Source organism: Providencia sp. PROV236 (genome assembly GCF_033676985.1).
GTDB classification, from domain to species: Bacteria; Pseudomonadota; Gammaproteobacteria; order Enterobacterales; family Enterobacteriaceae; genus Providencia; species Providencia manganoxydans.
Window position 1 is genome coordinate 1,204,069 of sequence record NZ_CP096297.1, and the last position, 16,235, is coordinate 1,220,303.

The window sequence follows — 16,235 nt, forward strand, 5'->3', positions numbered from 1 at the left end:
ATGGCAGTTTTTTAATAAATAATTATAGGAATAACTTTTATTTTAAAATTTAATTGTTTTATTATTATTTTGATATTATTTTTATTAATTAACACATTGTTGGTTATAAGGGGAACATATGCAAAAGAAAAACTGCCATTTATTCATCTTGAAATTAATGGGGGATGATTTTATTGATATTAAAAATACACTTTATGATATGAATAAGTGGAGTAATTCTAATGGCTATAGCTATTTTATAAAAATAACAAATAAACAAAATAGACTAAAAAAAGATATAGAAAGGTTGGGTGAATCATTTGTTTATTATAATAAATGGTTTAAAAATCAAAATACTAATGATGAAAATAGGAAGTTATTTGCTGGTAAGGTTGAGGTCAGCAAAGAGTTAGGGCGAAATATTCATATTGGGGTACAAGGGCTGTCTAGAGGAGGGATTATAACCTTTATATTAATTCAAAAACTATTGGCTAATTATTTGGTTGATAGGCAATTTAAATACATATTAAAAACAAAAGCCGATAGTATGAATGAGCGTATATTGGCATTACAAGCTCGGGATGAGCTTAATATAAAGTCAGCACTAGGGAGGAGCTTAGTGCTAAGAAATGGTCAAGCAAGTCAAGATATCCAGCAGTTCAACATGGATCCTTTGGCATTCATGAGTAAGAATGCAATTAGTGGTGATAGCATGACAAAAATGGGGCGCCTCCCTACTCAGGGCCGTGCCCAATTGGTGAAAATAGATCCCCATAGTTATGCGATTGAATATGTTTATCATCCTTTAGTTCAAAATGAAAACTTAAGTGTTGATAGTTATTTTTTAGGCTACAACGGAGCAAATCAATCAGCTAAAAATCCAGCTTATATCGATATTCCAATCATTGCTGCGGAGAATAGCTTTGTTTTTACGGGCTCTTTAACTGGGTGTTCTGTGGTCGTGACTAAATTAAATGATACAACTTATCGGGTTTATCATGATGGTCGTGTAAATAGTTCGCTGCTTTACGACAACGTGATGATGGCTTTTGATTACCGCGATTACCAAATTTCAGGTACTGATGAAGGCCTTGGAATGGCTTATATGCACTTTAAGAATGGGCAATGGCAGTTAATACTACAAAGGCAAGAGTATAAGGTTACGCGTACAGGAGTGATCCCTGTATTAAGAGGAAATGAAGCATCAATAAGTATACTATATGCAGATGAACAATGGACTGAAAATAATCTACAAAAATTTTTAAGGTATAGGGAACAAGTTCACAATAAATTAAAAGAATTAGCATCTCGCTACGAAATTAACACAAATAATATTGTTGATAGTCATTACGTTGACGGTGATTTTTCCTTAACACATCAAGCAATTGAACCTTGGCTAAATTTAATTAATCAAATTAAATCTCATATAGAAAGAGTTCATGATACTAATACACAGCGATTTTTATTGAATGAAATTAATTCTGTATTAAGTGAAGCAAAGTCAGTTGAACGTAGTTGGCTATGGTTACAAATTAAAAATAAGCAAGGCTTTGAGTCCGTTGTTCAAGTTGATGTAGAGGCACTAGGAAGTGGGTTAGGTAATATATCGATTGATAGGCGATACGATCTCGCTGTGCGTGCGCATATCAGAAATAATAATGTGGAATTTAATGAGGGAAATGAAAAATATAAAGAAATAGTCATTACTGGCTTCAGTGATGGTATGACTTCCACCGAAATGAAATCATTGTATTTAAATAATAATTTAAGCATAAAAGAACGCGGTGCACTTTATCATCATATTGAGGATTCTCTAGCAAAAGAATATATTGATAATATATTAAAGTTGAGTGCTAAGGTGAATATATTATTTCAACGACATGGTGCGATTTATACTCATCTGGCACCTCAGGATTTTTATTTACCTTTAATGGGGGATAATTCTGGAGGACGATGTTATCCATTGGTAAGAGCGATGGCTGTTGCACTTGCTAACAAGGGGCGAGTAGATGCAAATGTTCTTTTAAATAAATTATTTTTAGCGGCAGGAGCGCCTACAGAAGAAAACTCTATTTTATTAAAAACATCATTAAAAAATCTTCATTCGAATGTTGATGCGGTACAAGCATCTAGCTCCCATGGGCAATTTAATTTAAATGAAATACACTCTAAGCTTATTGAAGCCAGTTCTACAGAGATGTATGCTTTGGTTACTAGAACACATGCGATGTTAATAGGAAAAACAGTTAATGAAGACAATGTAAGTTATCATTTTTATGACCCTAACTTCATTAATCTAGGCTATGATAATGTTGAGCATCTTTTTTCTGCACTGAATGAGTTTTTTATAAAAAATAAAATGGCTTCAACGTATAAAGCGTTAGGTTCAAAATCGATACCAACGTTTGAGTTAATCTCGATCAACACTGAAGCTATGGGTGAAGTATCAATTGGCAATGGTATTAAAGTCAGCGATTTATCAAATAACGCTGATTTATATATGATAGCGAGTCAACAAAAAGAATTAAACCATTTTATCGAACAACAAAATAATATTACTAAGGATTTACAAATACGTTCATCATTAGAGCTTTTAAAAGCTGAGCAATGGGGAAAGAGGGTCTCTGATGCTTATAATATATTAATATCTACTCAATACAGAGATAACGATCCGACAACGGTTGGATATTTGCTATATGATAAGTGGCTTCCAAATTTTTCTAATATAGAAGCTGTCAGTGATGAAAAATATAGAATTCAATTTATTTCTCAGGAAGATACATTAAATACTCGATGGGTCGAAACCACAGATAAAACATTTATTGAATTCAAAGAGTATTATAATAATAAATTACAATCTTTTAAAAAAATCTATTCATTTGAAAATGGAGAATTTCAGCGAGAAACTCATGTTAGTAATATAGAGCATATTGATGGAATTAATGCAGGTATGGCTCTTCAAACACTCTTTCAGTATATATCGAATAAAAATAGAAATGAAATGGCTTATGGTGGGTCATTAAATTTAAAAGTGGCTCTTAAAATTCACAGCTATGTAAATTATGCCATGATCGCCCATGGCACAGTAAGTGATACTGTTAAAGTGACAAAGTTAGTACATTCTTTGTGGAAGCAAGGAAATACACTTGAAAAAGAAGCCATGGAAAGCTTTTCAGCATCGTTAGCTCGGAGTGCTGGAGAGAAATTAGCCGTTGTTCTTCAAGTTGCATCGGTTGGATTAGATATTTATGAATTAGCTAATGCAGAAAATGAGCCTCAAAGAGAAGTGTATGCTACCCAATTAATATTTGATACTACAATTTTAGCTACCAGTGTTGTTGAGTATGGTGCCTCAATAGCTGCAATTGAAAGTCTTCAAGGTGTTTTTGGGCCTTTAGCTGTTCCTCTTATGGGGATAGGTATCGGTATAACTGAATTAGTTAAGATAAATGCTCAACATGCACAGGAGGCAGCCTCAGTCGGTGCATATTTTGCCACTTTAAAGCGATCATATGAAAATGCACATTTAATTTACGATACAGATAGAAAATTGATACTTCCCTCCGATAATGTTGTCTATAAATCGATTAATTTCCGTAATGGGGAGCTGCTACTTGATAGCCAATATATTTATCGTGGCAAAGAGGGGGTTATATGGACTGGAGAGGCATTTTTTCCTCGAAATATTATTACTGACTTTGGATCTAACCCTGGTAGTGACACCAGTAAAGATAAAGCGATTAATGTAAGAGAAGCAGTTGGCGTTACTCATACCAAACAACAATTTGATAAAACGTTATTTGGTATCGTGGTATTGCCCGTTGTTCCTAAATCATATATTGATTATGAATATGGTTCTCTTGCTGGAGCGACCTCACGTGATGATAACGGTTTTTCAATTCTTAGAAATATGGAGTGGAAGTATCAGTTTTATTTTGATTTTTATCATGCGCTTTCTGAAAAAATTATTACAAAGTTACATTTTGAATATGAATATACAACGATGAGTATTCTTTTAGATAAAAAAGATGCTCATTTAATTGTGCCAAATATACCTGAAGAATATAGAAATAAATTACTTCATTTTATCAAAGGGTATGGAGGATCTTATAGAATTAATATTAATCATGGAGCCGCTCTGAGATTACAAGATGAAGCTGTAAATGATGAATGCTCAAAATGGATTATTGATGCAAGTTTCGTCGATGGAGATAGGTTTGATTTTTATAACAATAGAATAGAAATTGATGGAGTACCTATTTATATTGATGAGTTAGGTAAAACTGGAGTAATAACTATTGTTAATAAAATGCATGAGCTATATCAATATAATTTAGCTAATTCAAAGTTAACTATGCAGGCAACTGATGCCAGTCAATGGCAAGATGATAGTGGAGATGAATTGGATGAGGAAATAGCATTCAATTCAAAAGTAACAAGATTAAAAAAAAGACTATCATTCGAACAATACTTTAATCAATTAGAGAGTAAAAACTTTATTGATACTCCCTATATTGTTGTTCACAATTATCAGCATAATCATAAAAATGTCGGTCGCTCTTATTATGATACTAAACATAAAAGAATGATATTCACTGAGGCATATGGTAAGCAATATCGTTCAGGTGTGCTCTCGTTAGTCGATAACGATTATGCCTATTTTATTTCTGATGATAAGACATTAGCTTGGTATGTTGATATTAATAGTGGGAAAATTAAAGGAACTTATGATTTTTCAAAAATAAAAGTAAATAATGACACAGCAATAGTAAATTATATATGGAAAAGAAATGACCTAATCTTTATTGAAGCTAGTATTAAAATTAGAGATAAAGAGGTTATTGCTAGATTTACACCATATGAAAAAACTCTTTTACTTAACAGGTTAACAAATAATTCTTATTTGCTTGACAATTTGGCGAATACAGCAACTGAAAACCTTCCTGATAAATTTAAATTTATCGATTATTTACTTTATCACCCATCAGATGAGCTCACCGTTACTGAAAAAAATAATGTACTTGACTCTATTTATAATGATGATGTATTAGAAATTGATGGAAAAGATAGTAATGGAATTAATCGTCGTTATTGGTTAAGGATGAGTTCTAATACACTGATAAAACCAAATATTGAATCTAGTATTCACTCACCAAATAATATTATAAATAATAAAAAATGGACTCCTCCTGATGATGTAAAACTAGGAGGAAGCTTAATTGATGATACAGGCAATGAAATATTTTTCTTTTTTAGTAAAAAAGAAAATAAGGTTTACCGTCAGGAAGGTTTGGGACAAGATAAACTGGATGATAATGTACCTACAGCTAAAATAATTGCAGATATTCCATTTATTGATAATGTTATTCAAGATAATGGTAAGCTATTACTTATTGGAGAATTTGGTGGTATTGAACAAATTTATGCCGATGGAAGTATGCATTTAGTGGCTTTTAATAAAACATGGCTTAAAAATACAAGCAATAATATGACTTGGTGGATGAAATTAGAGCAGTACTATACAGATCTCACCCATCCTATAGCATTATTGGGGCTTAAAGATCTTCATAGTAACTTAGTTCCTGCATGGTATTTTAAAGGAAAAACAATTATTGCCAAATCCTTAGCATCTTCACATAAGTTAAACTTTGTCGGTTTTTCTGATGATTATCAAGGCGGATATATTCTTGATACAATAACAGGTAAATTACATTATCAAAAGGCAGTGCAGTATAACGAATTAGAGGGAGCGTTTGGTGAGTCTCTTGTTATGATTGAAGATACTCATTTTTTACCAGAGGCTACCATAATCTATCCTAATTTAATATTCAAAGACGTTAAATTAGTTGATGGAGGGCTATTATTGATAATGGAAAATAATGGAGTTATTTATCACCCAGTATCTAATGATTACGAAGTTAGAAATAAATATACATTAGGATCTTCTTTAGTTATCAATGGAACTAACTATGATGATTTTCTTCATGTCAACAAAATAGGTGATGTGAAACATCTTACAGTAAGTGGTGGAGAAGGCATTGATATTTATAAATTTAATTATCAAGATTGGCAACAGTATGATTCGATTATTATTGATAATTATGCTGTATATAAAGAAGTAGATTATATCGATCTATCCATTGATGATGGTCTTGATAAACTTTTTATTAAACGCAGTGGTGATGATTTAGTGGTGTTTGATATTGAGAATAAAACTTCTCTTATTTTAATGGGAATATATAGCTCGAAATATGAATATTATCGTCATTTTGAAATTAGAATCAATGATAACGTATATAATTTGCATGCAGAGTTTATGGCTGATTTCTTTAGAGATAAAAACCTTTCGGTGGCGATACTAACATTACTAGTCGCACAATCTTCTAGTAATGCATATCAAAATAAATCAAAAAGCTATTCTGTATTATCTGAGCAAATAAGCCAAATGAGAAATAGTGGCTTATCAAGCTCGCTTTTGAATAACCGAATGGTGAAACCACTAGCAAATGATGCAGTTTTAGCTATTCAAGAGACCCATTAGTTCATAATCACTATAAAATAAAAAGGGCCACAATTATCTGTGACCCTTAACTATGATTTTATTTCAACTGATTATTCAGTTTTTGCCGGTGGTTGACTATGCTCTATATCATCCGATTTCTTATTAAAGCGGCGACGGATCACCACAAAGAATACCGGAACGAAGAAGATAGCCAAAGAGGTCGCTGCAAACATACCACCGAGTACACCTGTACCAACGGAGTTTTGTGCCGCAGAACCTGCACCATTACTAAATACCAGTGGGATAACACCTAACATAAAGGCTAGAGATGTCATCAGGATTGGTCGTAAACGCATCTTAACTGCGTTAAGTGTTGCTTCGACGAGTCCTTTGCCTTCTTTTTCCATCAAGTCTTTGGCGAATTCAACAATCAAGATTGCGTTTTTCGCCGATAAACCAATGGTTGTTAAGAGGCCCACCTTAAAGTATACGTCGTTTGAAAGCCCACGCACTGAGGTAAATAGTAACGCACCGATAATACCCAGTGGTACAACTAACATAACAGAGAATGGCACAGACCAGCTTTCATACAATGCCGCCAAACATAAGAAGACGACGATTAATGAAATAGCATACAGAGCCGGTGCTTGGTTACCAGATAGACGTTCTTGATATGACATACCCGTCCATTCGTAACCGATACCTTTCGGTAAGTTTTCTGTTGTTAATTGTTCCATCATCAGCATTGCATCACCAGTACTCTGTCCTGGTGCAGCTTGGCCTTGAATGTTCATTGACGGAACACCGTTATAACGTTCTAAACGTGGTGAGCCATATTTCCACGGATCTTGTGATTCATCCAAGAACGCGGAGAACGGTACCATGTTGCCTTGGGCGTTACGAACGTATAGCGCGCTGATATCTGATGGTAACATACGGCTTTCTGCATCACCTTGAACGTAAACTTTCTTCACACGACCACGGTCGATAAAGTCGTTTACATAGGTTCCACCAAATACCGAGCTTAATGTTGCGTTGATATCGGCGATAGCAACACCTTGTGCTTGCGCTTTTTGTTGGTCAATGTAGATACGATACTGCGATGTATCATCTTGACCGTTAGGACGAACCCCTTGCAACATTTCAGGGTGTTGTGCCGCTAAACCAAGTAATTGGTTACGTGCTGCCATTAAAGCGTCATGCCCCAAGTTACCTTGGTCTACCAATTCAAAGTCGAAACCGTTCGCTGTACCTAGCTCGACAATGGCTGGCAGGTTAAAGGCATATATCATTGCCTCTTGTTTTTGTGACAAAGCGATATTGGCACGTTGAACAATTGCCTCAACGTGGTTTTCATCGCCTTTACGTTCGCTCCAGTTTTTCAACACGACGAACGCCAGACCCATGTTTTGGCCTTGACCTGCGAAGCTAAAGCCACCAACGGTAAATACTGATTCTACATTACGTTTTTCGTCTGTATGGAAGTAAGTGTTAACTTCATCCAATACGGCTTGTGTTTGCTCTTGCGTTGATCCCGGTGGTAATTGAACCATCGCTAAGAATACCCCTTGGTCTTCTTCGGGTAAGAAGGAAGAGGGGAGACGAATAAACATTAATGCCATGCCAGCCACTAAGATCAAATAGATGATCAAGTAACGGCCTGTACCATTCAGCATACGGCTAACACTATCAGTATAGTGGTGAGCTTGTTTTTCAAAGGTACGGTTAAACCAACCAAAGAACCCTTTTTGGCTACCATGGCTGCCTTTTTCGATAGGCTTCAACATGGTGGCACAAAGTGCAGGAGTCAAGATCATGGCAACAAGTACTGACAAGATCATTGCCGATACGATGGTGATCGAGAACTGACGGTAAATTGCCCCTGTTGAGCCACCAAAGAAGGCCATTGGGATAAATACCGCAGACAGAACCATCGCAATCCCCACCAATGCACCTTGAATTTGTCCCATGGACTTCTTGGTTGCTTCTTTTGGTGGTAAGCCCTCTTCTTGCATAACACGTTCAACGTTTTCCACTACAACGATGGCGTCATCCACAAGAAGACCGATGGCAAGTACCATCGCAAACATGGTTAAGGTGTTTATCGAGTACCCAAATGCGGCGAGGATCGCAAACGTTCCTAGCAAGACGACAGGTACCGCGATAGTGGGTATCAAGGTTGCGCGAATGTTCTGTAAGAACAGATACATCACCACGACAACCAACATGATAGCTTCAACCAGTGTTTTAACTACTTCGTTAATCGAAATCTTAACGAATGGTGTTGTATCATATGGATAAACGATTTCTAACCCTTCAGGGAAGAAAGGCTCCATACCCGCCAATGCCGCACGGACGTTGTTAGCCGTATCCAATGCGTTAGCACCGGTTGCTAGTTTAATACCGATACCCGCAGCAGGCTTACCGTTAAATCGGGCAATAGTACTGTAGTTTTCAGCGCCAAGCTCAACAGTTGCCAGATCTTTTAAACGAACCTGAGAACCATCCTGATTCACACGTAACAGGATATTGGCAAATTCCTCAGGATTGTTTAAACGTGTCTGTGCAATGATTGAGACGTTTAAACGCTGGCCGTCAACAGGCGGTGTACCACCTAATTGACCCGCTGCAACTTGGTTGTTTTGCACTTTAATTGCATTGATAACATCGGTTGTTGTCATGTTGTACTTCACGAGTTGCTCTGGTTTTAACCAGATACGCATCGCGTATTGCGTACCAAACAACTGGGTTTCACCAACACCGTTAACTCGACTCAGTGGATCTTTGATATTGGAGCCTACATAGTCGGCAATATCATATTGTCCCATTGAGTTATCGGCAGAAACGAAACCCGCTACCATTAAGAATGAACTGGTAGATTTATCAACGCTGATACCTTGTTGCTGAACTTCTTGTGGCAGCAATGGCATCGCGAGTTGTAGTTTGTTTTGAACTTGAACCTGTGCGATATCACCATCAGTACCTGCTTCAAAAGTCAGCATGATACTGGCGGAGCCTGATGAATCACTGGTTGATGACATATACACCAAGTTATCGATACCGTTCATGTTTTGTTCGATAACCTGAGTCACTGTATTCTGTACCGTCGATGCATCCGCGCCCGGATAGTTAGCCGAAATAGATACGGATGGCGGCGCAATGGTTGGGTACTGAGCTACAGGTAACTTGATAATTGCCAGCAGACCAGCAAGCATAGTAATAATTGCGATTACCCATGCAAAAATTGGTCTATCTATAAAAAACTTAGGCATTAATCAACCGCTCCCTTATTTAGACTTTTGTTCAGGTTGTGCCTGATTGTCTATAGATTGCGTTTCTAAATTAGCTTCTTTAGGTACAACAGTAATACCTGGTTTGATTTTTTGCAGACCAATCACAATGACGCGATCGCCATCTTGCAAGCCATCAGTTACCAGCCATTTGTTGCCAACAGCCTGTGCAGCTTTCACTTTTCTGACTTCAACTTTATTCTCTGCACCAACAACCATGACTTGAGAGTCACCTTGTGGGGTACGAGATAAACCTTGTTGAGGAACCAAAATTGCGTTTTCTCTCACACCATCTTCTAAGATAGCGCGCACGAACATGCCTGGCATCAGTTCTTTATTAGGGTTCGGGAAGATCGCACGCATTGTGATTGAGCCTGTTGTCTCATCAACAGTAACGTCAGAAAATTCCAGAGCACCTTTTTGAGCATACTCTTGGCCATTATTAATGACTAAGCTAACAGGGGCTTTGCCCGGCTCTTTTTGTAGAGCACCTTTTTCTATTTCATTGCGTAAACGTAAGAAATCCTCACTGGATTGGGTTACATCAACATAAATAGGATCAAGTTGCTGAACTCGCATTAACTCAGTAGTTTGGCCAGTAGAAACCAATGCACCTTCGGTGACATTTGATTTACCCGTACGACCACTGATTGGCGCGGTGACTTTGGTATAGTTCAAGTTAATACGAGCCGTTTCAACAGCCGCTTCTGCGGCTTTAACAGCAGCTAAAGCTTGCGCATAAGTTGATGTGGCTTGGTCATATTCTTGCTGACTAATATAGTTAGTACCTAAGAGTGGTTTGTAGCGTTTAACTGTCAAACCCGCTAAATTGGCGTTGGCTTGCGCTTTAGCAAGTTCCGCTTTAGCACTATCAAAAGTGGCTTGGAAAGGCGCTGGATCTATCTGATATAAAGACGTCCCGGCTTCAACATCGCTACCTTCTTTATAGTTGCGTTTGAGTATAATGCCACTTACCTGTGGGCGAACTTCTGCAATACGGAATGCAGATGTACGACCCGGTAATTCGGTCTTGATAGTCAGAGGTTCGGCTTTAAGCGTAACAATTCCTACTTCAGGCGCCGGGCGTTCACCGCCACCTTTCTGTTCATCGTTACAACCTGATAAAGCTAAGCCACCTGAAAGAACCAACAGAGCCAGAGGTAACACCCCTCTGTTTTTTCGCATAAGTTAACCTCAATTAATCAATAATTATGAGTACAATACAAAATAAGAAAAATGGTAAACAATAAGATTTTTCACTATGCTATAGTACAAACATACACTATTGTATGTAAATCAGCTTTGTAGATAAACGAGTTACAATGGCACGAAAAACTAAACAACAGGCCGAAGAAACCCGTCAGGAAATTTTAGATGCTGCCATCAAAACCTTTTCTGAGCGAGGTGTTTCGGCGACATCTTTAGCCGATATCGCAAAGGCCGCTGGTGTAACCCGTGGTGCGATATACTGGCACTTCAAAAATAAGGTTGATCTGTTCCAGCAAGCTTGTGAATTTAGTGATAGTCAAATACTACAGGCTGAGAACTATTATCGTTCGAAGTATAGTAATGATCCACTGGCAATTCTAAAAGAGATTTTAGTTTATATTTTGACAGATTTTATTGAAAGCCCTAAAAATCGTGCTTTGATGGATATTCTGTTTCACAAATGTGAATTAGTGGGAGAAATGGCGGTAATTGTTGACCTCAAAAGAGAAAACTTCATGGCTAGCCACTATCGCATTGTTGAGCATTTGCGTAATTGTGTTGATTTAGGGCAGCTTCCCGCCAATCTTGATTTAGAGTGTTCAGCTATTATGTTGCGCTCCATGGTGTGTGGTTTACTGGAAAACTGGTTATTACAGCCTGATAGTTTTAATATACAGACACGTACAGAAACTTTGGTGGATACTATGCTGGAAACATTAAAATATAGTCCATCATTGCGAATAAAATAAACTCTAAATAATTTGAAGTACAGCTAGGCGGCAAGTGATTTAGTAGCTAGGTGCATAGAAAGAATATCACTTAGTATGACTAAACCTAGTCACCATGCCTTAAAGGTGCTGTGACTTGAAGTATAAAATGAGTATAGACTAAGCAATTGGAGAAATACGATGTCATCAATTCTGATCATTGCGAATGGCGCCCCTTATGGTAATGAAACCCTATTTAATTCATTACGTTTGGCTATCACCCTTAAAGAACAGCATCCAAATACGGAACTTAGATTATTTTTAATGTCGGATGCGGTTACCGCGGGGCTAAGTACTCAAAAGCCAAAGGAAGGCTATAATATCCAACAGATGTTAGAAATTTTAACCGCACAACAAGTTGCCATTAAACTCTGCAAAACATGTACTGATGCACGTGGTGTGAGTGAGCTACCTTTAGCTGATGGTGTTGAGATTGGCACTTTGGTTGAGCTTGCAGCTTGGACATTAGAAGCCGATAAGGTCTTAACCTTTTAAGTGCCAGCGATACGCTGTGAGCAGTCAACGCGGTGTATCGATTAAAAAATATAAATAAAACCTATTATGGGTTCAGTCATGCAGATAATGAAAAATCAATGGATTAGGCAGATTAGTGTGCTAGTCACACTCATGTTGTTATTATTTTCGAGTCATATCTTTGCCGCTACCAATCCCCTGCCAAGTAAAAACGATATTCAAAATCAACTGAACTCATTAAGTAAGAAAAGTAATCAAAGCGCTGAAGATAAGCTCTCGATAGCAGATTTAGAAAAAGCGCTCACGTTTTATGATGAATTAAATCGATTAGATAATAAGTCGGATGAACTGCAAAAAAGCCTTGAGAGAGCGAGTGATGATGCAAAGCACGCGGTACGTTCACTATTGCAATTAAAAAATAGTAGCGAAGAAGAAACGCTTAACTTTGCTAACAGTATTAAAAATGCCCCGCAATCTCAGCTTGAAAGTCTGCTCAGTAGCACATTAGAGCAATTACAGACAGAACAAAATGATCTTGCCACCTACAATAGTTATCTCATTAGCCTGCAAACCCAGCCTGAAAGAGCGCAAGCGATTATGTTGGACAACGCACGCCGGCTACAAGAGATCCGTAATGAATTAAACAGTGTGTTTAATGAATCAGCGAAGTTACGTGATACACAGATTGAGTTACTTCAGATAGAACAAAACTATTTGCAGCAGCAAAATGAATATCAAAAACATGTGCTACAGGGTAATACCCAATTACAGGATGTATTACAAAAACAGCGTGATTATACCACTTTATATATTGAGCAATTAGAAACACGCATTCAGCTGTTGCAATCTTTTATTAGTGACAAGCGATTAAATGATTCAGAGGCGACTGCGCGCGAAGCTCAAAGCTCGACAGAGAATAATTTACAGCTAAAACAAATTCCTTTAATTCAAAAAGAGTTAGCGATTAATAATGGATTAAGTGAGCGTTTGATCGAAGTGACTCAAGCGAATAACCGTATGGTGCAAAATAGCATTAGGGTAAAAGCATGGCTTGAGCGCGCAACACAGTCAGAACGTAATTTAAAAGAGCAAATCAGCGTGTTACGTGGTAGCTTGTTGTTATCGCGGATTTTGTTTCAACAGCAAATTGATTTGCCAAATGATATTTTAACTAAGAATCTACCTGTCACGATTGCTGATTTACGCCTTGAACAGTTTGATGTAGCACAGCAAAGAGATGCGCTCTATCAAGTGAATACTTATATTAGCAATATTGAAAAGCAGTTAGCCGAAAAATCAGGTGCTGAAACTGAAAAGGGGTTGTTATCTCCCGAAGATCGTGATGCGCTGATTAAGTTATTAGATGTCAGACGTGAGCTGTTAGATGAATTAAATTTGCAGCTAGGTAGTCAAATTTCCCAAGCAATTAATTTGCAGCTCGATCAAAATCAATTGTTGAGTGTTGTGAAGTCATTAGAAAACACGTTGGCGCAGCAAATTTTTTGGGTTAATAGTAATAAACCTATCGATCTTGCATGGGTAGAGGCCTTTCCTGACGCAGCCGCGCAACAAATTAGTCAGTTTGACTTTAGTTTATCGAAAGGGAGTATTAAAAGAGGGCTAACTAACTCATTATTAGTCGTACTCCCGCTGTTGCTATTAGCGCTCATATTTATTTGGCTCTATCGTAAGATTTCATTGCGTCTACAAGAAATTGACTATCGGTTATCCAGTTTAAGGCAAGATAGCTTGCTGAATACGCCAATCGCATTACTGCTTACCGTGCTGCAAACCATACCTGCTGCACTGTTTTTGTTAGCGGTGGGTTACTGGTTTTTGAAAACAGGTAATGCTCAAGGTGGGTTTGTTTGGGCACTCTGTCAGCAATTGGCCATTTTCTGGGTTCTTTTTGAATTAATATGGCGAGTATTGAAGCCAAAAGGGATTGCAGAGAAACATTTTGGTATCGATTCTGCTATCGTGTCGCAAACACGCAGACGGCTTACTCGGTTATCTATTCCTCTTTTACCTCTCATTTACTTTTCAACCTATGGGATCATCAATCCATTAAAAGTGTCTGAAGATGTAATTGGGCAACTCATTGTTTTAGTATCGCTATTGGTACTATTTATTTTTACATTGCCCTTCTGCAAACAGATTTGGCAGGAAAAAGGGAGTCATTTAACACGCTCTGTGGTGATAACACTTCTGACATTCTCACCATTAATATTAATTGGCTTAATGATGGCGGGGTATTATTACACTACGCTACGTTTAGCGAATCGTTGGTTAGACAGTTTGTACTTATTTTTGCTTTGGTATATTACCTATAATGCATGTTTACGTGGGCTGACTTTAGTTGCACGTAAACTGGCATATCAACGAGCCATCGAACGTCGCAAAGCACAGAACCAAGAAGAAAATGGCGAAAATGAACCAATTAAAGAACCGCCAATGACCATTGAGCTGATCAGCCAACAGTCATTGCGTTTAACATCGATGGTTCTGTTTATTATTTTTGCTCTGGGATTTTATGCCATTTGGTCTGATTTTATTACTATTTTCTCGTTTTTAGATAGTGTTGATTTATGGCATTACACTGGCACAACAGCAGAAGGAACCAACGTTTTACAGTCGGTGACGTTAGCTAACCTAATATTAGCTCTCGTGATTATTGTGGTTGCATGGATTATGACGCGTAACTTGCCGGGCTTATTAGAAGTTCTAGTATTATCGCGTTTGAAATTGCGTCAAGGCTCAACGTATGCGATTACAACCATCCTGACTTATATTATTGTTGGGATTGGTGCGATTACTTCATTGGGGATGCTGGGGATCACATGGAGTAAACTTCAATGGTTAGCAGCGGCTTTAACGGTTGGTCTAGGTTTTGGTTTACAAGAGATATTTGCTAATTTTGTCTCAGGGATCATTTTATTGTTTGAAAGGCCAATTCGAATTGGCGATACAGTGACTATCGGGACTTATTCAGGTACCGTCAGTAAAATTCGGATTCGGGCAACAACAATTATCGATTTTGATCGCAAAGAGGTGATCATACCGAATAAGGCATTTGTGACTGAGCGCTTAATCAACTGGTCGCTCTCTGATACGGTGACAAGGATCACGGTTGCTATCGGTGTGGCTTATGGCTCAGATCTTGATAAAGTGAAACAGGTATTATTAAGCGCGGCCACGTCAAACAGTAAGGTGATGACAGAGCCTGGGCCTGCGGTTTATTTTACTGGATTTGGTGCGAGCACTTTAGATCATGAACTGCGTTTTTATGTCCGCCAAATTGGTGACCGAGGAACGACCAGTGATGAAGTGAATCGTGCAATAGATAGGTTATGTCGAGAAAATGATATTAATATAGCCTTTAATCAGTTAGAAGTTCATCTACATAATAATCAAGGTGATGAGCTTCAAGAAATCAAGCGTGATCCTAAAAAGAAAACAGATTCTGACGATTAATTACTCGCTAGGTAAGCAGGTTGCTTCAGTAGCCTGTTTAGTGAGGTAATCGTTTTTGACAATTTCAAGCGCTTTCAAAACCACATCAGTATCAATATCTGATGTTTCGAGTAGATAGATTAAGTCAACAGCGAGTTGGGTCTCTTGCGGGGCGTCCTTTAGTAAGTCCATACGTGCTCCTTATGATTAATAACGCAACTTATATTCGTCTACTCGTTATACTTTAAGTTGCAGTGCTTTCCGTCAGATATGATAGTTACTATTGAATGATTTAGACTGTATATCTATGTAGGGATAGTAAATTTTTCTCATAATGAGGGCAAGTCGATTTTGGATTTTATAGCAGGATAACCGTGTTGGAGTTGCATGATAAAATAGTGAATATATTAAATAATGAACTATTATCTAGAGTCCAAACAGATAAAGATATTAATTAGATTATCCTTAAAAGACAATGGGATATAACCTACTAGTTTGTGTTGTGATAGCTATAGAGGCATGTTAGTGTATTAGTGCTCTTTTATTGAAATGAATGTAATT

Annotated in this window: 7 protein-coding genes; 4 read left to right on the forward strand and 3 right to left on the reverse strand. The window is 37.4% G+C overall.

Features of this window, described 5'->3' with window-relative positions; translation table 11 throughout:
• Nucleotides 1-118: 118 nt before the first annotated feature.
• The gene (locus M1E96_RS05220; RefSeq protein WP_319066327.1) at nt 119-6,520 is read left to right on the forward strand and encodes a TcdA/TcdB pore-forming domain-containing protein; all 6,402 of its coding nucleotides are present in this window, start codon (nt 119-121) and stop codon (nt 6,518-6,520) included.
• A 71-nt stretch (nt 6,521-6,591) separates the two neighbouring features.
• Here M1E96_RS05220 and M1E96_RS05225 read toward each other — a convergent pair whose 3' ends face one another.
• Together M1E96_RS05225 and M1E96_RS05230 are read right to left on the reverse strand one after the other, a co-directional pair.
• On the reverse strand, nt 6,592-9,753 hold the full coding sequence (locus tag M1E96_RS05225; protein WP_070925183.1) for an efflux RND transporter permease subunit: 3,162 nt from the start codon (nt 9,751-9,753) through the stop codon (nt 6,592-6,594).
• Between the two features lie 15 nt (nt 9,754-9,768).
• On the reverse strand, nt 9,769-10,956 hold the full coding sequence (locus M1E96_RS05230; RefSeq protein WP_070925182.1) for an efflux RND transporter periplasmic adaptor subunit: 1,188 nt from the start codon (nt 10,954-10,956) through the stop codon (nt 9,769-9,771).
• A gap of 137 nt (nt 10,957-11,093) precedes the next feature.
• Here M1E96_RS05230 and acrR point away from each other — a divergent pair, with 137 nt between their 5' ends.
• From acrR to mscK, 3 genes are all read left to right on the forward strand, one after another.
• On the forward strand, nt 11,094-11,729 hold the full coding sequence (gene acrR / locus M1E96_RS05235) for a multidrug efflux transporter transcriptional repressor AcrR (RefSeq protein ID WP_070925181.1): 636 nt from the start codon (nt 11,094-11,096) through the stop codon (nt 11,727-11,729).
• Between the two features lie 159 nt (nt 11,730-11,888).
• On the forward strand, nt 11,889-12,242 hold the full coding sequence (locus tag M1E96_RS05240; protein ID WP_272580217.1) for a DsrE/DsrF/TusD sulfur relay family protein: 354 nt from the start codon (nt 11,889-11,891) through the stop codon (nt 12,240-12,242).
• A 78-nt stretch (nt 12,243-12,320) separates the two neighbouring features.
• The gene (gene mscK, locus M1E96_RS05245) at nt 12,321-15,695 is read left to right on the forward strand and encodes a mechanosensitive channel MscK (protein WP_337979834.1); all 3,375 of its coding nucleotides are present in this window, start codon (nt 12,321-12,323) and stop codon (nt 15,693-15,695) included.
• Here the strand turns inward: mscK and M1E96_RS05250 are convergent, their stop codons facing one another.
• Nucleotides 15,696-15,866 (reverse strand): YbaM family protein, encoded by a 171-nt coding sequence (locus tag M1E96_RS05250; RefSeq protein WP_081335838.1) that lies wholly within the window; start codon nt 15,864-15,866, stop codon nt 15,696-15,698.
• Between the last annotated feature and the right edge of the window lie 369 nt (nt 15,867-16,235).

Coding starts and splice junctions, on each gene's coding strand:
- M1E96_RS05240 (WP_272580217.1), top strand. CDS start 11,889: ATGTCATCAATTCTGATCATTGCGAATGGCGCCCCTTATGGTAATGAA.
- M1E96_RS05250 (WP_081335838.1), bottom strand. CDS start 15,866: ATGGACTTACTAAAGGACGCCCCGCAAGAGACCCAACTCGCTGTTGAC.
- M1E96_RS05220 (WP_319066327.1), top strand. CDS start 119: ATGCAAAAGAAAAACTGCCATTTATTCATCTTGAAATTAATGGGGGAT.
- acrR (WP_070925181.1), top strand. CDS start 11,094: ATGGCACGAAAAACTAAACAACAGGCCGAAGAAACCCGTCAGGAAATT.
- M1E96_RS05230 (WP_070925182.1), bottom strand. CDS start 10,956: ATGCGAAAAAACAGAGGGGTGTTACCTCTGGCTCTGTTGGTTCTTTCA.
- M1E96_RS05225 (WP_070925183.1), bottom strand. CDS start 9,753: ATGCCTAAGTTTTTTATAGATAGACCAATTTTTGCATGGGTAATCGCA.
- mscK (WP_337979834.1), top strand. CDS start 12,321: ATGCAGATAATGAAAAATCAATGGATTAGGCAGATTAGTGTGCTAGTC.